Raw genomic sequence first — 25675 nt, 5'->3', positions numbered from 1 at the left:
TCAGTGGGGCATTCCCCGCTGATTATTAACCCGCATCAATCGGACTTTTATGGTCAGTACGACTGCCACATAACTTCTTTACAGCTGAATTTTGAGCTGGGAGTGTCACTAAAGGGATAAAGTAGGTGTTATTTGGGTGGAGAAAGGTAAAAGCTCTATATTGTGGGGAATATTGTACATTTATTTTTGTTTGTATATATTAATGTATCTTGTGTTTATCTTTGTTATTGATATGGTTCATGTGTCATTGAGTGTAACGAGTATTTTTGTAGTAGCAATGCCTTTTATTCTACTAGTTATTATTCAAAAGGCTGTCTTACATGTATCAGCAAGACGTGATAAAGATAAGAAACAGCTGTTCACTGTAATGATGGTTGCTCTCATTCCATTGATAGTATGCACTTTACAATTAAGTTTAAATAAATACACTTCAAACTTTAATCAGGATCGGTGGTTAAATGATGAGGAAAAACGGGTATATATGATAGATGACTTATTAAAGCGGCATAAATTGATAGGGAAATCAAACGAGGAAATCATAAAATTGTTAGGGGTCCCTACGAAAACAAGCAGTTTGGAAACGGGAATTACTACACTATACTATCTTGGGAATGAACGTAGTTTCATTCCTATAGATAGTGAATGTCTTGTTTTGCAATTTGATAAAGATGGTAGAGTTATAGAGTATAAGGTACAACGAGATTGAAATAGTGAGAGGAGAAGCTATATCTTTTATAGCTTCTTTTCTATATTCCAATATAGAAAAAACAGGTAAATAGTAGTCATTCCTATCTATACGAATGAGATAGAGTTTGTTATATTGTAAATGGTTATTTAGTTTAGAAGTTTACTAGATAGTATTAAATCTTTTAGATTAGGGAGGGAAGTTAACACGAATTTCGATATAAGCGTGTTAAATAATTATTATGAAAAAAGGATTTTATAATGTTTTAGCTGCATCAGTTGTATTTAGTATGGTAACGATTCCAACTTTTTCCTATGCTGACACAGTAGAAAAGACCGTAACAATTTCAACTGAAGAGCAAGCTTTAAAAAGTATTGAAAAACATATGAAAGATGAAGATGGGCGTGGAGAGGACAAAGGAGTAACAACTGAAGCGCAAGGAGATTTTCTTGTACATATAATAAGTTCAGCATCTTTATTTGATTCTGCTGATTTACAAAAAGCAACAGGTGTGCAGCTTTCTAATCAAGTAGTGAAAGCCGAGAAACGAAAAGGAAACGCTTACTATGTTGAAACATCATCTGGAGCTGGGTGGATACAAAATAGTGAAGGAAATGTAGAGGTTAAGGAAGTTTATCGCTTGGTAAACGAAAAGTTAGTAATTAATGAAGAGACAGCTACATATACCGCACCATTTAATTCATATAAAGATGAGAAAGTGTTACAACCGCAAACAATTATTGCAATTGGACAAGTTGGAAAGTGGTTCCAAGTCCAAATAGATAATGAGGTGAAATGGATTTATGCACCTTCAGCAAAATTTGAAGGGATAAAGGCCTCGCTTATTCAAGACACAACACCAACACGTACAAAACGTGCAGCTGTTATGTATGCAGCGCCATCAGCAGAGAAAACAACGGATATTTACGGTGTACCATTAAAGGAAATGATTGTGCCAACAGGAAATGAAAATATTCGTCCAGGCAATGCGATGAAACCAAAATACATTACAATTCATGAGACAGATAATTATAGTGTTGGAGCAAATGCTAAAAACCATGCACAATATTTATACAGTCAAGCAACAGGAACGACTGATCGTTCAGCATCTTGGCATTTTACAGTAGATGATAAAGAAATTTATCAACATCTACCATTAAATGAAAATGGTTGGCATGCTGGAGATGGAGCAGAGGGAACTGGTAATAGAGAATCCATTGCAATTGAAATTGCTGTCAATCAAGATGGTGATTATAATAAAGCTGTGGAAAATGCTCGCAAACTAGCAGCCTATTTAATGGGGGAATTAAATATTCCTTTAGAAAATGTGAAAAAACATCAATTTTGGAGCGGAAAGAATTGTCCGGCTATTATGATAAATAATAATGCATGGGAACCATTCTTACAGGGAACAAAAGCTTATTATGATGCAAATCATAAAGATGATATTACAGGCGGTTGGTATGAAGCGGATATTCGTGAATTAGATAAAAGAGGTATTATGGTTGGAGACGGAAAGGGTTCTTACTGGCCAGAACGCCTTGTAACACGTGGTGAATTTGCGAATTTAGTTTCAAGATCATTGCAATTACCAGAGGGGAAATCGAATTTCAAAGATATAAGCACAGCTCATCCATCACTAGTAGATGGTATTAATCGTGCAGCTAGTGCTGGGATTATAAGTGGACGAGGAAATGATATATTTGCTCCGAATGATACGATTAAACGTGATGAAGCTGTCATTATGATTGATCGTGCATTGCAATACAAAAATATAAAAGGTAATTTAGTTCCATTACCATTTACGGATCAAAATTTAGCGTATGATAAACAGGCGGTTCAACGTGTTTATGGGTTAGGTATCGTAAAAGGGAATGAGAATAATGAGTTTATGCCAAAAGGTTCTGCAACACGTGGGGAATCTGCAGCATTTATTAATAGAATGTTAAAAGTAATAGAGAGTAAATAATGAAAAGGCACTCGCTTTGGCGAGTGCTTTTTTATTTTTCAATATGTTATAGAAAGGGGATGTGAATTTTGACTGGAATAAGGAATGAAAGTGGTGGTGATGCATATATTTAGAGGCATTGGGTAGTTTTTTGTATAAAATGAAAAGGAGGTAGGACGGTGAAATCAATACCGACTGAAGTCCTGAGTAAGGAATTGATGGAAAGAGAAGGGGTTATATCTATTACAGTGATGGAATTTGAAAAGATAGAAGTGGCCGGAGTAGTTGTTTCTGGGCCCGCTGTTATTTTGATTAATCAAGAGTAAGTACATATTATTAATATAGAAAAAGTAGAAAGAGCATCCATTTAGGATGCTTTTTGTTTGTATAGAAGTGCGCATGTGATAGATAATTGGAATATTGGAGGGGGAATATGTGGCAATTATTATAACAATGTTATTAATGGGAGTTTTATTAGGGTTTGTCGGAGCAGGAGGGGCAGGATTTATCATCGCAATACTCACTTTAGTATTCCATATCCCTATTCACGTTGCTCTTGCAACATCTCTAACTGCTATGGCATTTACGACATTATCTGGGGTATTAAGTCATTATAGAGAAGGGAATGTTGTGCTTGTAATAGGCGGAATTGTTGGGGGATTTGGAGCGATTGGTTCCTTTATTGGTTCGAAGTTTGGTTCGCTAATACCAGCGAATCTTCTACACTGGTTTACAGCGGGAATGTTATTTTTATCTGCAATTTTTATGTTTATTAGATTAATTATATTTCAAAAAAAGGAACGGTCGTCTTTAAAAGGGCGTAACGAACTTTCGAAAGATAACTTGATTAAATGTATATGTCTCGGACTGGTTACTGGAATGTTAGCTGGTTCATTTGGGATTGGTTCAGCACCTTTTATCCAACTTGGATTAATAGTTCTATTAGGATTAACAATTCAGCAATCTGTAGGCACGACAATGCTTGTTATATTACCAATCGCAATTGGAGGTGGGCTTGGATATAGTTCGGAAGGGTATTTAGATTATGTATTATTAGTACAAGTTTTAATCGGGACAATGTTAGGGGCATATATAGGAGCTAAGTTTACAAATTATGCACCTCGCATGCTTTTAAGATTTTCAATGATTATGACACCGATACTAGCTGGATGTATGTTGTTAGTAGAGTAAAGAAAATTATTAATATATTTTACGAATGAATTATGTAAGTAATTCATATTTCCAATATAAAAGGATTTGCTTTAATATAATGAGTGTAAAGTTCGAGTATTCGAAGTATTACTTGAATTATATCCCTATCCCTTTTCTAAAAAATGCGAACAAGTTTTGCCCTATTCTATTCAATAGTTTATTGTATAGAAATATATTGTTCGATGACCATTATGGAACGCACATAATGGGTAAATCCCGATCCTTAAAGAGGATGCCCCTAATCTTCATGTGAAAATATGATCGGATAAGAAAGCTGACCAGTTTATGGTTAGCTTTCTTTTTGTTCAAAAACTATTTCTTCTTTAATTTCTGTTTGCAATAATAAAGCTTTTCCAAAACGACGTTTACATTCCGCACGCACTTTTTCAATGGCTAGTAGCTGAGTAGTGGCAGGAACTGTTACGATAGCTTGGCGAGGTTTTCGGTTTTCTTCACAAAAGACACATTCCACAACATATTTAGAAATCATATTTTCATCCTTCCGTTTTTAATTTCTAAGAAGGGATTGTCTATGAAGTTAATGTGATCTTTCGTCATTAGTTTACTTTTTTCCTCTTTTTTCAAGGAGAAAATGATAAAGAAGGTGAATTTTTATAGGGGAGGGATGTATATGGAAAGATGGGTAGGTTGTGCAGCAGTATGTGTAAATGAAAGAAATGAAGTTTTAATGGTGTTGCAAGGGCAAAAGGGTGAAGAAAAAAGGTGGTCTGTTCCAAGTGGTGGGCTTGAAAATGGAGAAACACTAGAAGAATGTTGTATTCGAGAAGTTTGGGAAGAAACGGGTTACAATGTGGAGGTTGTAAATAAAATATACGAAAAAGAAGGTATTACATACGGGGTTCCTGTATACGTTCATTATTATGTCGTTAAAAAAATAGGCGGTAGTATGAAAATCCAAGATCCTGATGAGTTAATACATGAAATTGCTTGGAAGAGGATAGATGAAATGAAGGAATTAACGCTATCTTTCCCGGAGGATTATAAGATTTTAAATAAATATATAAATAAAAAAACGAGTGTTTAAACACTCGCTTTTTTAATGTATCCAAGATAAGAAAAGCGGAACGATAACTAAACTAGCTCCGGCTGTTAAAAGCATTGATAAACTTGCAATTGTACCTTCGACAGGACCGATTTCAAATGCTTTTGATGTTCCGGTTCCATTCGCGCTAGTACCTAGCATTATACCTTTTGCAAGCGCTGTTTTAATGCGGCATATGCGTATGAGAGTAGGACCGAGTAATGCCCCAGTTAAGGCAGTTAATACGACGAAAACTGCTGTTAATTGTGACATGCCACCAATCATTTCTGAAATAGCCATTGCAATAGGTGTCGTTACAATATGTGGTGCTAAACTCTGTTCGATTGATGAATCAATTTGAAAAAAATTAGCTAATAGTGCTGAAGTAATAACTGATAGAAAAGAACCGACAATGACATTAATTAAAATAGCAGTTCCATGTTTTTTTAATAGATCAAAATATTTATAGATTGGCCATGCGAAAGCAACCGTTGCAGGTTTTAATAATTCTGTTAACCAATGACCACCGGATTCGTAGGTTTCGTATGGTGTATCTAATCCGAGTAATAAAGCAATTAAAATGATTGGGCATACAAGAAGGGGAGAAAGTAAGCTCCAATTCCAGCGTTGATACATTTTTTTAGATACCCAATATGTGAATAGTGTTAATAGCAAACAAAGAAAGCCGATCATTGTGTTGATCCTTTCCGCTTTAATAGCAATTCTGTTAATAGTCCCGTTACGAGAGTGACACAAAGTGTACTAATCACGATAATTAAAATGAGATCGATTCCATATTGTGATAGTGTATCTTTGTAGCGTATGACAGCGACTGCAGAAGGAATGAAAAATAAAATAAGTTCTTTTAATAAAAAGTCTGCTCCGTCTTGTATCCACTCTTTTTTCACCAGGTTAAATTTTAATGAAATTAATAATAAAAAAATACCGATTATGCTTCCTGGAACTGGGAGGTGTGCCTGTTTTGCGATCCATTCACCTGTCCAAGCGAAACAAAATAATAATAAAATTTGCCCGCTTAACTTCCACCATTTCATACAGTAACCACCTCTTTCTTTTTTTACATAAAAATTGTAAAAAAGAATTAACAATTTCTACTATACGTTCATTCAAAATATTTGTCTAATATATAAATTATATGTTATTAATATATTAGACGTATTAATTGAAAGTGAAAAGGGTGTCCAAAATGGAATTACGGCATTTGCAATATTTTGTTGTTGTGGCAGAAGAGTTACACTTTGGACGAGCGGCTGCTCGTTTACAAATGACACAACCACCACTTAGTCAACAAATTCAGCAATTAGAAAAAGAAATGGGAGTTCTGTTATTTTCAAGAACGAAGAGAAAGGTTGAATTAACAGAAGCAGGAGAAATGTTTTTAAAAGAAGTAAAAAAAGCGTTTGAGCAAATTGAAAAAGCAGTAGAAGTTGCACAAAGTGCGCAAAGGGGAGAAGTTGGATCACTCTCAATTGGTTTTGTAGGTGCGGCGATATATGATATTTTACCGTCTATCGTCAGGGAGTATAGAAAGAAATTTCCGAGAGTGTCTGTCGCATTACATGAATTATCTACACCAGATCAAGTGCATGCACTTCATGATAATCGTATTGATATTGGATTTTTACGTCCACCAATTCCAACACAATTATTAGAGTTAGAACCAATTCAAAGGTTATCTTGTACTTTATGTTTGCCAAAGGCACATCCACTTGCAGAGAAAGATGAAATACATATAGAAGATTTACGCGATGAACCGTTTGTATTTATTACGAGACCAGTATGGCCGGCGTTGTATGATACAATTTTATCTCTTTGTCGAGAGGTTGGCTTTAGTCCTCAAATTGTACAAGAAGCAACAGAATATCAAACAGTTATGGGGCTTGTAGCAGCAGGGATTGGGATTACAGTAATCCCTGTATCGGCAAATAAATTATATAAAACAGAAGTTGTATATAAAGAGTTATATGATTCTAATTTTGTTGCAGAAATGTCGGTAGCTTATAAAAAAATGAATACTAACCCAGAGCTTTTAGAGTTTTTGAAAATTGCAAGAGAGAAAAAAAGGATTGAAGTGGAAGATGAGAAGGGTGAGCAGTAACCATGACGGAGAAGGGATTTAATTAAGATACACAAAACTACACCTTGTTAAACAATAAAGCGGAAATGCACCTAAATTGCATTTCCGCTTTATTGTTTTTTTAGCTCGATACTAAATAGATAAACATGTTCGTTTTCTTTTAAGAGTAGATCAATATCCGTTTCTTCATCAATTGTAGGGACGCTTATAGTTTCTTTATTTGTTGGGATTACAGCGGCTAAAATCGTTTTTTGATTGTATTTTACGTTTTTAGTAGATTGAATTGTAGTAGTTGCAGAACTATTTACGATTGGAGGAGACTCTTCAGGAACAAGCGTTGAACCACCGTTGATATTAATATACCATTGGCCTTTTTCTTGTACATCTTTATCAAATTGGAGATGTGGTGCTATGAAGGAAAGCCTTATGTTCTTTTCTGAAAAATGTGATGAAGCTATGTTAGCAATTTCTTTTACTTTTTTACCATTTTGATAATAGTCAATTGTAGCATGGAGTTCATCTTTATTATTTTTGATTGTAACGTTATAAAACATTCTATTTCCTTCTCCTATAGGAGTCATTTTTAAAATATCAGATTGCTCTTTTGTTAACTTATATGGTTTAACAGTGGCACCTTCATTGTTTTTTAGTGGGCTACACAACTAGTGAAAAGTAACAAAGAAAGAATAAACAGTAATTTTACACGCGTATAACCCCTGCTTTTTACAATTATAGTGTATAAATGGTTTTATTCCCATTTTATTTTCTAGGACTAAAGGCTTAGTAAAGATTCCGATTGAAGTGCGATGTTTAAAATGTCATATTTTTATACACTAGTAGTATAGAATACGTATGTTATGAAGTAAGGTAGGGGAAGAAATTTATGTCTTTATTTCGGTTGACGAGAAAAAATATACAAACATTTGCTACCAAAAGGTTAAAACAATTTATGTGGATTGCTATGAATACAATGGTTTGTTTTTTTATGATATCATTCCGGTTCAATGAAGCTGTAATAAGTAAAGCGGAATATACACCTATATTTGTAAAGTGGTTTTATGCAATGTTTCTATTTGTAATTTTTGTGTGTATGTTCATTACTTATAAAATGACAGCCTCTCTTTTACAGAGTAGAAGAGAGGAGTTTAGATCGTATGAAGTAGTGAATATGAAGAAAAAAGAAATGTTATGTTTATTATGCCAGGAGCAATTATTAACTTACGGAGGAGCTTTCGTTTTCGGATTAATTCATGGTATGTTATTTCTGAAATTATTTATTATTATTTTTATGAAAGTAGTAGGAATCCAAGGAGTAACAAATGCACCAATTACGTTGTATGCGATAATGGTAACAGCAGTTGTTATGATAACCGTCATTATAATATCGATGTGGCAATGTTGTAGATTTATACAAAGGTTAAAAAATGAAAAGTCATATGAAACGAGGAGAAAGGCATGAGAAATCATGGCTTTTTCTTCATTTTACACATGTTATTAATCATGATACAGTGGGAAGAACTGAAAAAAAGAGTTAAGAAGAAAGGTTGTATGGAATGATAAATGAGCAAGCGATCGTAAAAGTTGATCGATTAACAAAGCGAATTGGTTCAAAGACGTTAGTAGAAAATATTAGTTTTGAAGTGAAAAAAGGTGAAGTAGTTGGCTTATTAGGACCAAATGGTGCTGGGAAAACGACATTAATGCGAATGATGGTTGGAATGATTCGTATGACAGAAGGAGAAGTATGGATTGATGGTCAATCTGTAAAACAGCAATTTGAAAAAACTGCTGCGAAAATTGGTGCTGTAATTGAGACACCGGAATTTTATCCTTTCTTAAGCGGCTATGAAAATTTAACATATTTCGGAAGAATGAATGGCAATGTGACCGAAGAACGTATCGATGAAGTAGTGCAATTGCTAGGGATGGGACAAGTAATTGATCGTAAAGTAAAAGCATATTCACTCGGTATGAGACAGCGTTTAGGAATTGCTCAGGCGCTTATTCATGATCCAGACGTATTAATACTAGATGAACCAACGAACGGATTAGATCCTAGTGGTATACATGAAATGCGGATGTACATAAAGAAAATTGCACATGAACAAGGAAAGGCGGTTCTTGTATCTAGTCACTTACTTTCAGAAGTAGAATTAATGTGTGACAGAGTTATTATTATTCAGCACGGAGAATATGTCGCAACACAAAATATTCAAAGTGACAAAAAGGAAGAAACGGAAAAAATACATATACGTGTAGATGATGTGAATAAAGCGAAAGAAGTTTTAGAATACGATGTTTTAGTAGAAGAAAACGAATTAGTTATAAACGTGAAAGATGAAGAAATTCCAAATATTCTTCGTACATTGATGGAGAAAAACATTCAAGTTTATCGTGTATATGAAGAAAGAAAAACGCTAGAAGAGCAGTTTTTAGAATTAACAGGAGGAAAAGATATTGTTTAATCTAGTTTATAACGAGTTGTATAAAATATTTAAGCGAAAGCGAACGATTATTCCTTTTGCAGTTATTGCAGTATTAATTATTGGATTAGGATGGGTTACGGTCAAGTATTTAGAGCCAGAAACAAAAGGGTGGAAAGCGGATTATACAGAACGCACTGTAGAAATAGAGAAAAAACTCGGCATGAAAAAAGCGGATATTTTAGCAGAAAAGTCAGGGGACGAGCTTGTAAAGGAATATCAGCTTAAAATGAAGTATTTGGATACGGACACAGCACCGTCAAGTAGTTCTCCGCTTTCATTTATGAGAGATACAGGTTTTATCGTATTTCCAATTTTGCTTCCGTTTATTCTTGTGTATGCAAGTACAATTTTTGCGAATGAATACAGCTGGGGAACATATAAATTTTTAACGATCCGTCCGGCAAATCGATTTAAAATATTAACAGCAAAATTTTTAGCAATCGTTATATTTGCAGCGTTATTGTTTATATTTAATATGATTTTCTCCGCTTTATGTGGACTTGTTATTTATAAATTCCAACAGCCTGCATGGAGTGAATTTATTTTCCAAGATGGAAATATAATAAAACAAAACATTTTTATGGAAGTAAGTAAGTATTATGTTTTATCGTGGTTGCCAACTATTGTGTACGCAGCGTTTGCGTTTATGATTTCTGTTTTAACGAGATCTAGTGGCGGCGCAATTGGTATTTCGCTATTTCTTGCTTTATCAGGAAATATTGCGTTAATAGCAGCAACTAGATATGAATGGGCGAAATATTTATTGCCAGCAAACACAGATTTATATAGTATTTCAAAGAATGGAAGCTTTATTGATGGGGTAACATTCCCATTCGCTTCTTGTATGCTTCTTCTGTATTTAATTGTATTTCTAGGGATTTCCTATACAATATTTATAAAACGAGATTTAACAGCATAAGCAAAAGCCGTTAAGGATTAACTTAACGGCTTTTTGTATGTGCTAATTGATGAATAGCCTCTTCGGCTAATAAGGCGAAATACTCCGCGCTAATAGGTAATGCTTGCTCATCTACTGTAAAAGCTGGATGATGCCATTCATGTGTACCACTTGTTCCCATAAAGACGAATGAACCTGGTGTTTCTTGTTGGTAAAAAGAAAAATCTTCTCCGGCCATTGATGGTGTAGGAGAGATAACGTTTAGATTCATTTGCTCTGCAATTTGAATAGAAAGATTAGTGAGTGTTTTATCGTTATGAACAGCAGGGGGGCCTGGGTAAAATCGGAATTCTATTTTTACACCTAGTGCATCAGAAACCCCTTTAATAATACGCTCCATTAATGCTGGAATCTTTTCACGTGTTTCAGCTTGGAATGTACGTACAGTTCCTTCTAACGTAGCTTTTTCAGGAATAACGTTCCACGTATTTCCTGAATGGATGTTTGTAACACTAACAACTGCATTATGAGATGAACTTATATTCCGACTTACAATTGTCTGCAGTGCCATAACAATTTGAGAAGATGCGACAATAGGGTCTACGCCAGCATCTGGTACAGCTGCATGTGTACCAACTCCGTGAATTTCAATTTCAAACCGATCAACTCCAGCCATTAGTGGCCCATCTTTAATACCGATTGTACCTACTGGTAAATCATGTTTATTATGCATACCAAAGATAGCTTGTACATCCTGTAAATGTCCAGCTTCAATAACTTTGCAAGCTCCATTACTACTTTCTTCAGCTGGCTGGAATATAAAGCGGACAGTTCCGTTAAGAGAAGATTCTTTTTCCTTTAATAAATAGGCTGCACCAATAGTAGCAGCTGTATGAAAATCATGCCCGCAAGCATGCATTTTACCGTGATTTTTCGAAGTGTACGGTAAATTTGTTTCTTCTTGAATAGGAAGGGCATCAATATCAGCACGAACTGCTACAATGGGACCGTTTTTATTACCAGAAATTTCAGCGATAATTCCTGTTTCTAAATTGGAATCAATAATAGTAATGTTTGCTTCTTCTAACCAATCTTTTATCGCTTTTGTTGTTTCAAACTCTTCATACGATAGTTCTGGATACTCATGTAAATGTCGACGAATAGAAATAAGTTTTTCTGTTAATTGATTTGGAATAGATGCCACGTATTATGCCCTCTTTCTTAAACGAAGTATTTACTATAAGTATACAACAATAAAAGAGAGGACTCTCAAGTGAAAATCCTCTCTCGTTTATGCAGCCACTTTTTTATGTGTATGATGTTTTTGATAGCGTCCACGCATTGCATAGGCAATTTGCGGGATTGCGATACCGATTAAAATAAGTGATACACCGAACCATTGTGAAGATAGTACAGCTTCTTTTAAAACGAATACAGACATAATAGTTGTAACTGGTAGTTCTGCTGCACCAAGAATAGTTGCTAATCCAGAACCGATTTTTGGAATGCCAATTGTAAAGGCAATAGATGGAATAACGATGCTAAATATTCCTAATCCTAAGCCGTATTTCCAAAGCCCTTGAGAAATGGCACCGTTCATAATAAATGTTGGCGGGAATACGAGCATTACTAAAGTTAAAGCACCAGCCATTAAAAGAACACCGCGCGGTAATGAAGGCACTTCAACAGCAACTTTTCCGCTCACGAAAATGTATGTTGCGAATGTAACGGCAGATAATAAACCTAAAATGATTCCAGTCGTATCGAAATCACCTGCTGATTTTTCTAGTAAACCACTTGATAAAAATGTACCTACAAGTAAGAAAATAACTGAAATAACTTTTTCTCTTGAAGGTAATGTTTTCGTTGCGACTGCTTCAATGATAATCCCAACCCAAACGAACTGGAATAAAAGTATAATTGCAATAGAAGCTGGTACAGTTTTTAATGAAGCATAATAAAAAATTCCAGTAAAGCTTGCCGATGTTCCTGCAACGAATAGAATTAACGCTTGTTTTAATGGAACACGGTGTCTAGAAAATAGAAGTGTAATAGTAAGCAAAATAATCCAACCGAACAAATATTGGCTACCAATTACCTCTCCGAGTGAAAATCCTTCTGCATAAGCAAGTTTAACAAAAATAGCTAAAATCCCATAACTACACGCTCCTAATAAAACTAAAAGAGAATAACGAAGCATGAAAAATTCCTCCCATCTATATGAAATTGTTCCGTAACGGACATATATAACTAGAGGGAAGTATACAAAATTAAAAATAAAGGGTCAACTGAAAGAAAAGTGCGACATTTTATAGAATAATAATAAAAGTATGATATTTATGCATAATCTTGAAATTAATAATAATTAAAGTATTGTAAAATCAGCGTTACATTGTATAAAGACAGCATTTGAAAAAAATATTTTTTCAGGCCAATATGTGCGAAGTTAATTGTAATGTGCTAAGTATTTGAGAAACTGTGAAACCTTTGTTATGTTAGTAACAATTAGGAAGAGCTTTATAATCCAATTGAGATTGTTCTATATAATAGAAGGAAATGAAAACGTTTTATTAGAAACTGTTTGTAAAGGTATTTTTTCTTATTATCATGTTGTTAAAGTGAGTTCACGAATTGTTCATAGTATTTTTATGTGTTTTTGCTACAATATGTAAGGAGAGGAGTGGAATCATGCAAGATATTAGTATTTTTTTAGCGTTTGGCGCTGGGTTTCTATCATTTATTTCCCCATGTTGCTTACCGCTTTACCCGGCATTTTTATCATACATAACAGGTATGTCGGTTTCTGAATTGAAAGAAGAAAATGCAATGCTTCGCAAAAGAAGTATGATACATACAGCGTTTTTCTTACTTGGTTTTTCAATTATTTTTATTGCGATTGGATTTGGTACAAGTTTTATCGGAGGCATCTTTACGGATTATAAAGATTTAATTAGACAGTTAGGTGGTATATTTATCATCGTGTTCGGTCTTATAATTGTCGGTGTGTTTAAGCCGAAGTTTTTAATGCAAGATCGTAAATTTACTTTTAAGAATCGTCCGAGTGGTTATTTTGGTTCAGTTCTAATTGGATTGGCATTTGCTGCAGGGTGGACACCATGTACTGGACCTATTTTAGTGTCTGTAATTGGATTAGCTGCAACAAACCCAGAATCGGCAATGATTTATATGATTGCTTACATACTTGGATTTGCTATCCCGTTTTTCGTACTTTCATTCTTTATTACGAAAATGTCTTGGATTAAAAGAAATAGTATGGCTTTCATGAAAATCGGAGGATACATTATGATTGTCATGGGGATATTCTTATATTTTAATTGGATGACGAAAATTATCGTATATTTCTCAAGTTTATTTGGTGGATTTACCGGTTTTTAGTATTATTCTGTGAAAATGTTGGAAATACTAACGGAAAAGCATATAATGAAAGTATATTTTGCATATAGCCACAAAAAAGGATGAGAAAATATGAACATAGTTGTTTTATCCAGTATCGTTGCTGTTTGTATGGCTGTTGGTGCGATGTTTATTCGTTTAAAGGCAGCTAAGAAACCTGCAACATTGAAAAAGATTATACTTCCGCCATTTTTTATGAGTACGGGAGCGTTGATGTATGTTTTTCCTGAATTTCGATTAACTCCAGCAGAAATGTTAGAAGCAATTGGTGTCGGGTTGTTTTTCTCTATTTTTCTTATTAAAACATCTAAATTTGAAATTAGAGGACAAGAGATTTATTTGAAGCGTTCAAAAGCATTTGTTTTTATATTAATTGGATTACTTGTAGTGCGGATTGTATTTAAAACATACTTAAGTCAATCTCTTGATTTAGGACAACTTAGCGGTATGTTCTTCTTACTTGCGTTTGCGATGATTGTGTCATGGAGAATTGCGATGTACCGTTCCTTTACGAAATTACAGAAGGAAATGGAAAAAGAAGACGGTTTTTATAATGAAAAAGATATGAAACTAACTTAAAACTGTATATGTATTAAGTAAAAAGACAGCGCCAAAAACGCTGTCTTTTTATTTATATTGTTAACATCCTCTGTTCCAACCGCGACGTATAAACCGTTCACCATTAAAAAAACAATTTAAGTTTGGTGAGATGAATGGACCGATAAACGGAATGATGTTTGGTTCTGAAGTCTCATCGACAGGAATCGGTGGTTTAGTAGGGTCTGGTCTGAGTGTATATCTAACTCGCGCAGTATTTTGGATAAGGCCATTTTGTGGCTCGCTTGTTACTTGTACGAAGAAGCGAACGATAACGGATTCCTCTGGATTAACAGTTTCAATAAGAATACCAATAGTTGGATTACTTCCAGGACGTAATACGCCGTTTACTGTTACTGAATCCTGATAGAAAGTAACTTCAGGAGGTAGTGGATCGGTAATGAGTAAATTATTTGCTGGTATAGTGCCATTGTTAGTGAAGGTAAGTGTATATGTTATGAAGTCACCGAGCTGGACGCTATTTACATTTGCAGTCTTAATAAATGTGTTTGGCTCATTCGGGTTTACTTCTATCGTAATTGGTGGTGTTGTTGTCGTTGTTGTGACGGGTGGTCTAGTAGGATCAGGCTGAGAAGTATACGTAACTGATGCGATATTTGTAATCATTCTATTAGCTGGAAGTGTAATAACCTGTACTTGGAATGAAATAGTTACTGATTCTGATGGATTCAAGGTTCCAACTGGAATTCCTAATGGTGATACGGATGCGACTGCAGATACATTTGTTTTAAATGGTAGAGCACTTTCAGGACCTAACAATGCAAATCCTAACTTTTTTGCTTCACAAGTCAATAATTATTTAGGAAATTTAGATACAGTCGGAGGTTTTTGGGATAGAAATATGCCGATTGGAACAGCCGCAACGAATCGACGTGCTGAATTTGATGTGACTAATGATGTCCCTGCTAATGGAGTATTGACAGCGGGGACAACTTCTACAATGGTTAATATTCCAAATACATTTGATTATATTTATGCCGGTGCGATTGGATTACAAATAGATTTAGCGGAAGCTAGATTAACAGCCGTAAAATCAGTAACTGTCAGTAAAAAAAGATTGCCATAAGCTAGCAATCTTTTTTTACGAAGGGTATTTTGTTAGTAAAGATTGATAATGAGAATAATCAATCTCTTTTTCGTGTAGTTTTTTTATTAAAAATTTATGATCACGCTTCGGTGTGGCAACGATATATCCCTTTATAATTAAATCTTGTGTAATTTGAGAGGCATTTTCTTGTAATGCTAGTTCTCCAATTTTACCAGCAATTTTTGATTTAGCAACATCACGAAATAGTTCAGGAACAGGACTTACGAGTTCTTCTAATAATTGTTTCTGCTCGTTATCCCATAAGTGTCGTGTTTGATCAATGTAGTGTGCTTCCCAATCTAAAATAGACATACCGTCTTCTTTCGGTAATCGTTTTAAAAATTTTCTGAACATAAAGTATCCACCGATAGACATAAGTCCTAATAAAATTACAGTCCATAATACAATGAACCAACTGAACCATCCTTCGAGCAAGTATATCCCCCCTTAATGATTGCGGCTTTCTTTTATTCATATTATAAACAGTGAGATTCATAGAAAGCAAGAACGCTTGGTCAATTTGACCAAGCGTTATAGTTTAAACGAAGTATAGTTGTTCAACACATAAATTATTAGTATCGTCTTCAACGTACTCAATAATAAGTGTGCCAACTTTACGATCTTTATCTTCAGTTGTGAAAATAGAGTAAGAAGTAAAACGCGCTGTTGATAGGCCGCTTATATGTGTAGGTAAAGAAATGTAGTCGTTATCGCGGAAGAATTCCATTAGTTCAATATCTTCAAATTCTTTTCGGTCAACTTGTTTGTTTGTATAGCGGCGTTGAAGTTGTTTTAAAGATGCATTCCAAGAAATTGCTTTTGTGTCGTATACCATTGTTCTATCTCCTTACTGTATGTAATTATTAAGAACATACGTTCTAATTTAGTATACTCTTTTTATAAGAAAAGGGAAAGCAAAAAATAATGTAAGCTTGGATTTCCAAGCTTACATTATTTTGCGTCCGTCATAATCTCTATTTTTTATTATAAGTTACATAAGAATAAGAAACAAGGTGATATATATTATGTTGATAGTTTTCAAAATTCTGTATATTATCAATGTATTATAAGAAAAGGGAATGAGAGGGATGGTATACGTAATTTCACTTCAAGGACCGATGGCAAGTGGAAAAACAACATTGGCCAAAAGCTTAGAGCGATGTGGGCTTTCAGTTATATATGAAAATCCTTATCAAATTGTAGAAAAGCGAAAAAAATTAAATTTGGATATGTGTACAAAAGAGGGATTTATTACAAATCAAAAAATGTTTATTGAAGCAAAAATAAAAGAGTTTCAAAATGTGAAAAGTTCAGTCGTGATTTTTGATCGTGGGCCAGAAGATATTGAATTTTATACACTCTTTTATCCGAAAGTGATAGGGAAAGAGTGGGATATAGAAACAGAATTAAAAGATGAATTGTATAAATTAAGAGAATGCCGTTCGGATGCAATTTTTTATTTAGACGTTTCGAAAGAGAATGTATATGATAGAAAAAATAATGATATGACAAGAAATCGAAGTACTTTTGAGGAACAATTTAAATTAGTAGAAACTGAAAAAGAATGGTATAAACAATTTCCTGTAACTTGTGTAGACACGAATACATTAACAGTGGATGAATTAGAAGCATATTTTATGGGCTGGTTAAAGGAGAAAGGACTATGAAAAAAATATTATTATTCGTATATCCAACATTTGCGGAGTTTGAAATTACAGTAGCAACAGCATTGCTGAAAAAGAAATATGAAATCATTACTGCGGGTTTAACAAAAGAATTGATTATAAGTGAAACAGGCTTGCAAGTACAACCGCATATAGAATTAAGTGAAGTGCGTGTAGAAGAATATGAGGGGATTATTATTCCGGGCGGAGATGCAATACATATGAAGGATGCGGAAGTACTCTTTTCAGTCATCCGTCAATTTCACGAACAAGAAAAATTAGTAGCTGCTATTTGTGCTGGACCGTATGCGCTAGCAAAAGCAGGCTCATTCAAAGAAATCTCGTATACAGTGACTATCGATTATAAAAAAATAGATTGTTTTCCAGTAGAAAATTTTGTGTATGAAGAAGTTGTGCGACACTCAAATATTATTACAGCACAAGGACATGCTTTTGTACCATTCGGAATAGCAGTTGCTTCTTATTTTGGAGTAGCGAACGAACATAATACAAATTTTTATGGTGGTAAGGGCAATATGATGATGGAGAAGCTATTACCGAAAAACGTGTAAAAGCTAGCATTTGCTAGCTTTTTTTCTTTTTACATCGATAAATCGCTATCGTTTTCGGATCGCGCCATATACCGTTGTGAAGTGATAATTCCTTTTCTATTTCTTTTTTCAGCCACTCCTTCATTTCAGCATGAAGATACATATTATCAGGTATATTCAGCGATGGAAACATGCTAGAAATATAGTTTATAATTGGAGAGGCATGATGGAAAATGAGTGCATTATGAATAATTGTTTCTTCAACAGTTGAAAAAACAGATTTTATTATCTCTTTACCATTTTCTAAACAAAATGGAGCTACTGCTGGTGATGTTTTTGGTAAGTCAAATGCGTCTAGCATGCTGTTACACATTTCAACTATACGAGGCATTGAAACTTTAGAATTTGTTGTAGCTAAAAGCGCGCCGCCGGGACGAATTACTTTATGGAATCCTTGAATTGTTTTTTCGACATCTTTCATGTGGTATAGCATATGCCTTGCGATTACCCAGTCATAACAATTAGCGTCGAAAGGAAGTTTACTAGCATCTCCCAGTTTCCATTCAATTATTTTATTCTTTATTGCAGCTTCAGAAAGCATAGTTTCCGATTGATCAAAGCCGGTTAGATGTCCTTTATGACCGTTTGTTTGTAAAAGGGAAAGGAATTTTCCGTTAGCGCATCCGACCTCTAATATTTTTTCTTCTCCTTGGAGTTGTAAATGTTCCATGACGACTTCATCTACATTCACTCGTTTCTCTTCAAAATGTTTATGCGTATTGATACGTGTTTGTAAATGGTTGCTTACGCTGTATTGGCGTTTTACATCATTCATTTTTTCACATTCCACCTTTATGCAAAATTGCTGGATTGCATGTGTTAATACGTCTGTTTTATTTAAACCTTCGTAATGGAGTGCTGCTTCAAATCTTTCAAGTAATTTTTCTTCAATTCGAAAATGAATATCTTTTCGCTTCGCCACTGAAATTTCGCTCCTTTGCATCTGTTAGTGAGACTATAGCACGCTTGAAAAATTTATGTAAATAATTTGTGTACACAAATTGAGAAGATGAAAAAATTGTTTGAATATTATTTTAAACTATTGACGATTTAACCATTTTCATATATTCTTAAATTAAGTAATATTCAAATAATTCAAAAGAAATGAGAGAGTCACATGCTTCTTCAAGGAACACATCGAATTGGTCGTATGGCCATGCTGTTGGCACTTGCGGATGAGAATGAAAGCCCTGTATTATCTATTCCAAAAGGTTGGAAGTATTGTACGGGGAAAGTGGGTTCTATGAATTCGCAAAAGGTTGTAGCAGCAATGGAAACAGCGGCGAAAAGCACCCAAGTTATTGAAACAGACGTTTACAGAGAAACACATGCACTTTATCATGCAATAATGGAAGCTTTGTACGGAGTGACGAGAGGTCAAATTCAGTTAGCAGACGTTCTTCGTACAGTAGGACTTCGCTTTGCGATTGTGCGCGGTAGACCATACGACGGAAAAAAAGAAGGCGAATGGGTTGCTGTTGCATTATATGGAACGATTGGTGCACCTGTAAAAGGATCTGAGCATGAGGCGATTGGTTTAGGAATTAATCACATATGATTTGCCCATAGTCTATTAGTTAGAAGGGGGCCTTACTTTTTTAGGACAGAAGTCTGTCTTAAAAAGATAAGGTCCCCTTTTGCCTTTATAAGGAGGAAAAAGAATGATTACGCTAACAGGACACACATTGACAGTTGAAGAAATGAAGAGGTTGTTACTTGAAGGTGAAGGTGTAACAGCTTGCCCAACTAGTATGCAAAAGGTGGCAGAGTGCCGCGAAGTTGTCGAGAAAATTGTAGAGGACGGAAAAGTCGTTTACGGTATTACAACTGGTTTTGGAAAGTTTAGTGATGTGCTTATTCAAAAAGATGATGTAAAGGCACTTCAGCACAACTTAATTCAATCACATGCATGCGGGATAGGCGATCCATTTCCTGAAGAAGTATCACGCGGTATGTTAATTTTACGAGCGAACACGATGCTTAAAGGAGTATCTGGTGTTAGACCGCTTGTTGTAAATATGCTTCTTGAGTTTGTAAATCGTAAAATTCACCCAGTCGTTCCGCAACAAGGTTCACTTGGTGCGAGTGGCGATTTAGCACCTCTATCTCATCTTGCTCTTGTTTTATTAGGTGAAGGTGAAGTGTTCTATAAAGGGAAGAGAGTGCATGCGATGGTTGCTCTTACAGAAGAGGGCCTTGAGCCGATTGAACTTGAAGCGAAAGAAGGTCTTGCGTTAATTAATGGCACGCAGGCGATGACAGCGCAAGGAGTACTATCTTATATAGAAGCAGAAGCAACGGCTTATCAAGCTGAATTAATTGCTTCTATGACAATTGAGGGATTACAAGGCATTATTGATGCATTTGATGAAAATGTGCATAAAGCACGCGGTTATAAAGAGCAAGTGGAAGTAGCGAGCAGAATTCGTGACATCCTTCAAGATAGTAAGTTAGTGACAAAACAAGGAGAACTTCGTGTACAGGATGCATATTCACTTCGTTGTATCCCACAAGTACACGGTGCTTCTTGGCAAGTTTTAAATTACGTGAAAGAAAAATTAGAAATTGAAATGAATGCAGCGACAGATAACCCACTTATTTTTGATGGCGGGGAAAAAGTAATTTCAGGTGGTAACTTCCACGGACAACCGATTGCATTTGCCATGGACTTCTTAAAAGTTGGAATGGCAGAACTTGCAAATATTTCAGAGCGTCGTATTGAACGCTTAGTAAATCCGCAATTAAATGATCTACCACCATTTTTAAGTCCAGAGCCAGGACTTCAGTCTGGTGCAATGATTATGCAATATGCAGCGGCTTCACTCGTTTCAGAAAATAAAACGTTAGCACATCCGGCGAGTGTAGATTCAATTCCATCGTCAGCTAACCAAGAAGATCACGTGAGTATGGGGACAATCGCTTCACGTCACGCACATCAAATTATTCAAAATGCAAGACGCGTTCTTTCTATTGAGATGATTTGTGCGATGCAAGCAGCAGAATATCGCGGTATTGAAAACATGAGTACAGTAACGAAAACGTTCTATCATCAAGGCCGTCAGCAAGTACCTTCTATTACAAATGATCGCATATTCTCAACGGATATTGAAAATATCACGCATTGGTTAAAAACGAATTATTCGATAAAAGAAAGATTGGATGTAAACGCAGCACTATAAAACAAGAAAAGGGAGAGATTGAAATGGAAAAAGTACAACAAACAATTCGTGCGGCAAGAGGTACTGAGTTACAAACGAAAGGGTGGGTTCAAGAAGCTGCACTTCGTATGTTAATGAACAATTTAGATCCTGAAGTTGCTGAAAAACCAGAAGAATTAGTTGTATATGGCGGAATTGGCCGTGCAGCTCGTAACTGGGAAAGCTACAATGCAATTGTTGATTCATTAAAAACGTTAGAGAACGATGAAACGTTACTTGTTCAATCAGGAAAACCAGTTGCAATTTTTAAATCACATGAAGATGCACCTCGCGTTCTGTTAGCGAACTCAAACTTAGTACCGAAATGGGCGAACTGGGATCACTTCCGTGAACTGGAGAAAAAAGGTCTTATGATGTACGGCCAAATGACAGCTGGTAGCTGGATTTACATTGGAACACAAGGGATTTTACAAGGAACATATGAAACATTTGGTGAAGCGGCACGTCAACATTTCGATGGATCATTAAAAGGTACAGTAACACTTACTGCTGGTTTAGGTGGTATGGGTGGTGCGCAACCTCTTGCTGTAACGATGAATGGCGGTGTTGTGATCGCTATTGATGTAGATAAGCGTAGTATCGATCGTCGTATTGAAAAGAGATATTGTGATCTGTATACAGAGTCTTTAGAAGAAGCGTTAACTATTGCGAACGAGTATAAAGAGAAGAAAGAACCGATTTCAATCGGATTGTTAGGAAATGCAGCGGAGATTTTACCAGAACTAGTGAAGCGTAATATTACGCCAGATTTAGTTACGGATCAAACATCTGCTCATGATCCATTAAACGGTTATATTCCAGTAGGTTACACGTTAGAAGAAGCAGCGAAACTTCGTGAAGAAGATCCAGAACGTTACGTACAATTATCAAAAGAAAGTATGAAAAAACATGTGGAAGCAATGCTTGCAATGCAAGAAAAAGGCGCGATTACATTTGATTACGGAAATAACATTCGCCAAGTTGCTTTCGATGAAGGATTAAAAAATGCATTCGATTTCCCAGGATTCGTTCCAGCATTTATCCGTCCGTTATTCTGTGAAGGAAAAGGACCATTCCGCTGGGTAGCGCTTTCTGGTGATCCAGAAGATATTTATAAAACTGATGAAGTAATTTTACGTGAGTTTGCTGATAACGAGCATTTATGTAACTGGATTCGTATGGCTCGTCAGCAAGTTGAGTTCCAAGGCCTTCCATCACGTATTTGTTGGCTTGGTTACGGTGAGCGCGCAAAATTTGGCCGCATCATTAATGAAATGGTGGCGAATGGTGAATTATCAGCACCGATCGTTATCGGTCGTGACCATTTAGATTGCGGATCAGTAGCATCTCCAAACCGTGAAACAGAATCGATGAAAGACGGCAGTGATGCAGTAGCAGACTGGCCAATTTTAAATGCATTAATTAACAGTGTAAACGGTGCGAGCTGGGTATCTGTTCACCACGGTGGTGGCGTTGGTATGGGTTATTCACTTCACGCTGGAATGGTTATTGTTGCAGATGGAACAGAAGCAGCAGCAAAACGTATTGAGCGCGTATTAACTTCTGATCCTGGAATGGGTGTTGTTCGTCACGTAGATGCTGGATATGACTTAGCTGTTGAAACAGCGAAAGAAAAAGGCGTTAACATTCCAATGATGAAATAAGGAGGAGAAAACATGCTGGACACTTTACTAATAAATATCGGTCAATTACTAACAATGGATCAAGAAGATGGCTTGTTAAGACGGGAAGCGATGAACACGCTTCCTGTTATTGAAAACGGTGTAGTTGGAATTGAAAAAGGCGTAATTACTTTCGTTGGAACAGCGGAAGAAGCAAAAGGGCTTCAGGCGAAAGAAGTTATTGATTGCGGCGGGAAAATGGTTTCTCCTGGTCTTGTTGATCCGCACACTCATCTTGTATTTGGTGGATCTCGTGAAAATGAAATCGCACTAAAATTACAAGGAGTTCCGTACCTAGAAATTTTAGAAAAAGGCGGAGGTATTCTTTCAACTGTAAATGCAACGAAGCAGGCGTCGAAAGAAGAACTTGTTCAAAAAGCGAAATTTCATTTAGACCGTATGTTATCTTTTGGTGTGACAACTGTAGAAGCTAAGAGTGGTTACGGATTAGATGACGAGACGGAATGGAAACAATTAGAGGCAACTGCACAATTACAAAAAGAGCATCCAATCGATTTAGTTTCCACATTTTTAGGTGCTCATGCAGTTCCGAAAGAGTATAAAGGTAGATCAAAAGAATTTTTACAATGGATGTTAGACCTACTGCCAGAAATGAAAGAGAAGCAATTAGCTGAATTCATCGATATTTTCTGCGAAACAGGTGTGTTCTCTGTAGAAGAATCAAAAGAATTTTTATTAAAAGCGAAAGAGCTTGGCTTTGACGTGAAAATCCATGCAGATGAAATCGACCCTCTTGGTGGTGCGGAAGCAGCAGCTGAAATTGGTGCAGCATCAGCGGACCATTTAGTTGGCGCTTCTGATAAAGGAATTGAAATGCTTGCAAACTCTAATACAGTAGCGACTTTATTACCAGGAACGACTTTCTATTTAAATAAAGAAAGTTTTGCACGTGGACGCAAAATGATTGATGAAGGTGTAGCAGTTGCTTTAGCTACAGACTTTAACCCAGGTAGCTGTCCAACTGAAAACATTCAGCTTATTATGAGCATTGCGATGTTGAAACTGAAAATGACACCAGAAGAAGTCTGGAATGCGGTAACAGTTAACTCTTCTTACGCAATTAATCGTGGTGATGTAGCTGGGAAAATTAGAGTTGGTCGTAAGGCAGATTTAGTTTTATGGGATGCTTACAATTATGCTTACGTACCGTACCATTACGGCGTAAGTCATGTAAATACAGTGTGGAAGAACGGTAATATCGCATATACAAGAGGTGAACAATCGTGGAGCACGGCCACTATTTAAAGAAAAATGCAAAATTTATTGATCGTGAAGTAACGAAATGGAGTGAGATGATTAAAGATTGGGAGGAAGGCGTAGAAATATTCGGTGCAGCCTTAATTGGTGCACCCCTTTCTAAACCATCTATTAGTCATTCAGGGGCATGTTTTGCACCGAAAACAATTCGTGCGATGTTAGATGCATATAGCACGTACGCAATTACAGAAGAACACGATATGAAAGAAAGTGTTCTTCATGATTGCGGTGATATTACGATGCATGTGACAGATATAAAAGAAAGTCATAACCGAATTGCGAAAACAGTTGGTCACTTGACGAAAGTAAATCCGAAAATGATACCGATTGTTCTTGGTGGTGACCACTCGATTAGTTTCCCGAGTATAACAGGTTTTGCAAATAGTAAAGGAAAGGTCGGTATTATTCAATTTGATGCCCATCATGATTTACGCAATTTAGATGATGGTGGTCCGTCAAATGGTACACCGTTCCGTAGTTTACTAGAAAATGATGTCATTACAGGAAAACAACTCGTTCAAATCGGAATTCGTAATTTTTCAAATGCACGTACGTACCATGAATATGCAAAAGAGCATGGCGTGACAGTGTATACAATGAAAGATGTAAGAGAGCGAGAAATAAAAGATCTTATTTCAGAAAGTATTGAAGTATTAAGAAAACAAGGTGTGACTTCTATTTATATTTCTCTTGATATGGACGTATTAGACCAAGCGTTTGCGCCAGGCTGTCCAGCAATTGGCCCTGGTGGAATGGATAGTACAACTTTACTTGATGCAATTGAATTCCTTGGTAAAGAGCCACTCGTTCAAGGGATGGATATAGTAGAAATTGATCCAACTCTTGATTTTAGGGATATGACGAGTAGAGTAGCTGCGCAAGTGATTATGAGTTTTCTGTTAGCACGAGAAACGATTAGTAAACAGGTTAGTATATAAGCGAAGAATTGTGTGTGAAGTTTTGAAGTAACCGTTTGTGTCTTTCATGTTGCACATTATATAAAAATACATCGCTACTTATATGTAGCGATGTATTTTTTGTTTTACAAGGTATATAAAATTGGAGGAAAAGGTAACAAAAATGCGGGTTCTTTAGTGTTTCTGTACAAATTGAATTTTTATGTGTAAATAAATTGACATGGAAAATAATTTTGTGATATTATAAAAATTTTGCTAAAAAAATAAATGTGTGTTATGCTTGAGAAGGTTACCATATATGGAGGTGGATTATTTGTTTCAAATTGGCGATAACATTGTTTATCCAATGCACGGAGCAGGTATAATTAAAGCCATAGAAGAAAAGGAAATTTCAGGGGAAAAACAACAGTATTATGTTATAAAAATGTCGGCTAGTAATATGGAAGTAATGATTCCTATGGGGAAAATATTGAATTCAAATATACGACCAGTTACAGATTTAAAGGCATTAACACACTTAATAGATGTTTTTCAACATGGGGAATCAGATAGATTACTTACGTGGAAACAAAGGTATAAATTGAACACTGATAAAATAAAAACGGGTAAAATACAAGAAGGTGCTGAAGTTGTACGTGATTTATTGCGTATGCAGAAAGAAAAAGCACTTAATGCAAGCGAAAAGAAAATGTTAGATAACGCACATGAATTTTTGATTAGTGAACTGGGATTAATTGAAGGTATCACAGAAAATCAAATAAAAAGCTTTTGTTAAGATTTATTACAAATAATGTATTACATCCCAAAAAAGATCTTGAATTTTTTGGGAATATAATTA

28 protein-coding genes and 3 pseudogenes are annotated in these 25675 nt (G+C 35.5%); 21 read left to right on the top strand and 10 right to left on the bottom strand.

The window, feature by feature from the left end:
- The first annotated feature begins 136 nt into the window (after nucleotides 1–136).
- The 4 genes from ACP6L7_RS14805 to ACP6L7_RS14790 all read left to right on the top strand — a co-directional run bounded on the left by ACP6L7_RS14805 (nucleotide 137) and on the right by ACP6L7_RS14790 (nucleotide 3824).
- Nucleotides 137–706 (top strand): hypothetical protein, encoded by a 570-nt coding sequence (locus ACP6L7_RS14805; RefSeq protein WP_097829124.1) that lies wholly within the window; start codon nucleotides 137–139, stop codon nucleotides 704–706.
- Between the two features lie 220 nt (nucleotides 707–926).
- Nucleotides 927–2654 (top strand): S-layer homology domain-containing protein, encoded by a 1728-nt coding sequence (locus ACP6L7_RS14800; RefSeq protein WP_097829123.1) that lies wholly within the window; start codon nucleotides 927–929, stop codon nucleotides 2652–2654.
- A 158-nt stretch (nucleotides 2655–2812) separates the two neighbouring features.
- Nucleotides 2813–2959, top strand: coding sequence for a BC1881 family protein (locus tag ACP6L7_RS14795; RefSeq protein ID WP_000836278.1), 147 nt, complete (start codon nucleotides 2813–2815; stop codon nucleotides 2957–2959).
- A gap of 109 nt (nucleotides 2960–3068) precedes the next feature.
- A complete protein-coding gene (locus tag ACP6L7_RS14790; RefSeq protein WP_097829122.1) occupies nucleotides 3069–3824 on the top strand; it encodes a sulfite exporter TauE/SafE family protein in 756 nt (251 codons plus the stop codon).
- Between the two features lie 310 nt (nucleotides 3825–4134).
- Here the strand turns inward: ACP6L7_RS14790 and ACP6L7_RS14785 are convergent, their stop codons facing one another.
- Entirely contained in the window at nucleotides 4135–4335 is a 201-nt protein-coding gene (locus ACP6L7_RS14785; protein ID WP_000624205.1) for a DUF3903 domain-containing protein, read from the bottom strand.
- Between the two features lie 141 nt (nucleotides 4336–4476).
- Here ACP6L7_RS14785 and ACP6L7_RS14780 point away from each other — a divergent pair, with 141 nt between their 5' ends.
- Nucleotides 4477–4890: an NUDIX hydrolase gene (locus ACP6L7_RS14780; RefSeq protein ID WP_097829121.1), complete on the top strand. Its 414-nt coding sequence runs from the start codon at nucleotides 4477–4479 to the stop codon at nucleotides 4888–4890.
- A 12-nt stretch (nucleotides 4891–4902) separates the two neighbouring features.
- Here the strand turns inward: ACP6L7_RS14780 and ACP6L7_RS14775 are convergent, their stop codons facing one another.
- Both ACP6L7_RS14775 and ACP6L7_RS14770 read right to left on the bottom strand, forming a co-directional pair.
- Nucleotides 4903–5580, bottom strand: coding sequence for an LrgB family protein (locus ACP6L7_RS14775; protein WP_097829120.1), 678 nt, complete (start codon nucleotides 5578–5580; stop codon nucleotides 4903–4905).
- Nucleotides 5577–5942, bottom strand: a complete 366-nt coding sequence (locus ACP6L7_RS14770; RefSeq protein WP_097829119.1) for a CidA/LrgA family holin-like protein — start codon at nucleotides 5940–5942, stop codon at nucleotides 5577–5579. The genes ACP6L7_RS14775 and ACP6L7_RS14770 overlap by 4 nt, the downstream gene beginning before the upstream one ends.
- A gap of 152 nt (nucleotides 5943–6094) precedes the next feature.
- On the opposite strand from ACP6L7_RS14770, the gene alsR reads away from it, so the two are divergent.
- Complete coding sequence (gene alsR, locus ACP6L7_RS14765) at nucleotides 6095–7006, top strand: acetoin biosynthesis transcriptional regulator AlsR (RefSeq protein WP_097829118.1); 912 nt, start codon at nucleotides 6095–6097, stop codon at nucleotides 7004–7006.
- An 89-nt stretch (nucleotides 7007–7095) separates the two neighbouring features.
- Here alsR and ACP6L7_RS14760 read toward each other — a convergent pair.
- Nucleotides 7096–7715 (bottom strand): annotated as a pseudogene (locus ACP6L7_RS14760) (histidine kinase).
- A 153-nt stretch (nucleotides 7716–7868) separates the two neighbouring features.
- Here ACP6L7_RS14760 and ACP6L7_RS14755 point away from each other — a divergent pair.
- From ACP6L7_RS14755 to ACP6L7_RS14745, 3 genes are all read left to right on the top strand, one after another.
- Nucleotides 7869–8444, top strand: a complete 576-nt coding sequence (locus tag ACP6L7_RS14755; RefSeq protein WP_097829117.1) for an FtsX-like permease family protein — start codon at nucleotides 7869–7871, stop codon at nucleotides 8442–8444.
- A gap of 94 nt (nucleotides 8445–8538) precedes the next feature.
- The gene (locus tag ACP6L7_RS14750) at nucleotides 8539–9450 is read left to right on the top strand and encodes an ABC transporter ATP-binding protein (protein WP_141533359.1); all 912 of its coding nucleotides are present in this window, start codon (nucleotides 8539–8541) and stop codon (nucleotides 9448–9450) included.
- Nucleotides 9443–10390, top strand: coding sequence for an ABC transporter permease (locus tag ACP6L7_RS14745; RefSeq protein WP_097829115.1), 948 nt, complete (start codon nucleotides 9443–9445; stop codon nucleotides 10388–10390). Before ACP6L7_RS14750 ends, ACP6L7_RS14745 begins: the two co-directional genes overlap by 8 nt.
- 22 nt (nucleotides 10391–10412) lie before the next feature.
- Here ACP6L7_RS14745 and ACP6L7_RS14740 read toward each other — a convergent pair whose 3' ends face one another.
- A complete protein-coding gene (locus ACP6L7_RS14740) occupies nucleotides 10413–11573 on the bottom strand; it encodes a M20 peptidase aminoacylase family protein (RefSeq protein ID WP_430529292.1) in 1161 nt (386 codons plus the stop codon).
- 87 nt (nucleotides 11574–11660) lie between these two features.
- Nucleotides 11661–12569, bottom strand: coding sequence for an EamA family transporter (locus tag ACP6L7_RS14735; RefSeq protein ID WP_097829113.1), 909 nt, complete (start codon nucleotides 12567–12569; stop codon nucleotides 11661–11663).
- Nucleotides 12570–12891: 322 nt separating this feature from the next.
- On the opposite strand from ACP6L7_RS14735, the gene ACP6L7_RS14730 reads away from it, so the two are divergent.
- From ACP6L7_RS14730 to ACP6L7_RS14720, 3 genes are all read left to right on the top strand, one after another.
- Nucleotides 12892–13041 carry a peptidase T gene (locus ACP6L7_RS14730; protein ID WP_306475211.1) on the top strand — a complete coding sequence of 50 codons (150 nt, stop codon included), beginning with the start codon at nucleotides 12892–12894 and terminating at the stop codon, nucleotides 13039–13041.
- 16 nt (nucleotides 13042–13057) lie between these two features.
- On the top strand, nucleotides 13058–13765 hold the full coding sequence (ccdA, locus tag ACP6L7_RS14725) for a cytochrome c-type biogenesis protein CcdA (protein ID WP_071747706.1): 708 nt from the start codon (nucleotides 13058–13060) through the stop codon (nucleotides 13763–13765).
- A 90-nt stretch (nucleotides 13766–13855) separates the two neighbouring features.
- Nucleotides 13856–14362: a CcdC family protein gene (locus tag ACP6L7_RS14720; protein ID WP_001028639.1), complete on the top strand. Its 507-nt coding sequence runs from the start codon at nucleotides 13856–13858 to the stop codon at nucleotides 14360–14362.
- A gap of 60 nt (nucleotides 14363–14422) precedes the next feature.
- On the opposite strand, the pseudogene ACP6L7_RS14715 reads toward ACP6L7_RS14720, so the two are convergent.
- Nucleotides 14423–15091 (bottom strand): annotated as a pseudogene (locus tag ACP6L7_RS14715) (hypothetical protein); the annotation flags it as partial.
- A 1-nt stretch (nucleotide 15092) separates the two neighbouring features.
- Here ACP6L7_RS14715 and ACP6L7_RS14710 point away from each other — a divergent pair.
- Nucleotides 15093–15467 (top strand): annotated as a pseudogene (locus ACP6L7_RS14710) (hypothetical protein); the annotation flags it as partial.
- A gap of 15 nt (nucleotides 15468–15482) precedes the next feature.
- On the opposite strand, the gene ACP6L7_RS14705 reads toward ACP6L7_RS14710, so the two are convergent.
- Nucleotides 15483–15923: a DUF2621 domain-containing protein gene (locus ACP6L7_RS14705; protein WP_097829110.1), complete on the bottom strand. Its 441-nt coding sequence runs from the start codon at nucleotides 15921–15923 to the stop codon at nucleotides 15483–15485.
- 103 nt (nucleotides 15924–16026) lie between these two features.
- Nucleotides 16027–16323, bottom strand: coding sequence for a hypothetical protein (locus tag ACP6L7_RS14700; protein ID WP_097829109.1), 297 nt, complete (start codon nucleotides 16321–16323; stop codon nucleotides 16027–16029).
- A 244-nt stretch (nucleotides 16324–16567) separates the two neighbouring features.
- Here ACP6L7_RS14700 and ACP6L7_RS14695 point away from each other — a divergent pair, with 244 nt between their 5' ends.
- Together ACP6L7_RS14695 and ACP6L7_RS14690 are read left to right on the top strand one after the other, a co-directional pair.
- Nucleotides 16568–17155 carry an AAA family ATPase gene (locus tag ACP6L7_RS14695; protein WP_141533357.1) on the top strand — a complete coding sequence of 196 codons (588 nt, stop codon included), beginning with the start codon at nucleotides 16568–16570 and terminating at the stop codon, nucleotides 17153–17155.
- Complete coding sequence (locus ACP6L7_RS14690) at nucleotides 17152–17724, top strand: DJ-1/PfpI family protein (RefSeq protein ID WP_097829107.1); 573 nt, start codon at nucleotides 17152–17154, stop codon at nucleotides 17722–17724. Before ACP6L7_RS14695 ends, ACP6L7_RS14690 begins: the two co-directional genes overlap by 4 nt.
- A 13-nt stretch (nucleotides 17725–17737) precedes the next feature.
- Here the strand turns inward: ACP6L7_RS14690 and ACP6L7_RS14685 are convergent, their stop codons facing one another.
- On the bottom strand, nucleotides 17738–18685 hold the full coding sequence (locus tag ACP6L7_RS14685; protein WP_141533356.1) for a class I SAM-dependent methyltransferase: 948 nt from the start codon (nucleotides 18683–18685) through the stop codon (nucleotides 17738–17740).
- 195 nt (nucleotides 18686–18880) lie between these two features.
- Here ACP6L7_RS14685 and hutP point away from each other — a divergent pair, with 195 nt between their 5' ends.
- The 6 genes from hutP to ACP6L7_RS14655 all read left to right on the top strand — a co-directional run bounded on the left by hutP (nucleotide 18881) and on the right by ACP6L7_RS14655 (nucleotide 25612).
- Nucleotides 18881–19321 carry a histidine utilization transcription antiterminator HutP gene (gene hutP, locus ACP6L7_RS14680; RefSeq protein WP_000926520.1) on the top strand — a complete coding sequence of 147 codons (441 nt, stop codon included), beginning with the start codon at nucleotides 18881–18883 and terminating at the stop codon, nucleotides 19319–19321.
- Between the two features lie 103 nt (nucleotides 19322–19424).
- On the top strand, nucleotides 19425–20942 hold the full coding sequence (gene hutH, locus ACP6L7_RS14675; protein WP_097829105.1) for a histidine ammonia-lyase: 1518 nt from the start codon (nucleotides 19425–19427) through the stop codon (nucleotides 20940–20942).
- A gap of 23 nt (nucleotides 20943–20965) precedes the next feature.
- A complete protein-coding gene (hutU, locus tag ACP6L7_RS14670) occupies nucleotides 20966–22624 on the top strand; it encodes a urocanate hydratase (RefSeq protein WP_097829104.1) in 1659 nt (552 codons plus the stop codon).
- A gap of 12 nt (nucleotides 22625–22636) precedes the next feature.
- Complete coding sequence (hutI, locus tag ACP6L7_RS14665; protein ID WP_097829103.1) at nucleotides 22637–23908, top strand: imidazolonepropionase; 1272 nt, start codon at nucleotides 22637–22639, stop codon at nucleotides 23906–23908.
- Nucleotides 23887–24858, top strand: coding sequence for a formimidoylglutamase (hutG, locus tag ACP6L7_RS14660; RefSeq protein ID WP_000399820.1), 972 nt, complete (start codon nucleotides 23887–23889; stop codon nucleotides 24856–24858). The genes hutI and hutG overlap by 22 nt, the downstream gene beginning before the upstream one ends.
- Before the next feature lie 292 nt (nucleotides 24859–25150).
- Entirely contained in the window at nucleotides 25151–25612 is a 462-nt protein-coding gene (locus tag ACP6L7_RS14655; RefSeq protein WP_170961010.1) for a CarD family transcriptional regulator, read from the top strand.
- Nucleotides 25613–25675 lie beyond the last annotated feature (63 nt).

Source organism: Bacillus silvicola, assembly GCF_050524305.1.
GTDB classification, from domain to species: Bacteria; Bacillota; Bacilli; order Bacillales; family Bacillaceae_G; genus Bacillus_A; species Bacillus_A cereus_AT.
This window is presented reverse-complemented; position numbering and strand designations above follow the sequence as displayed.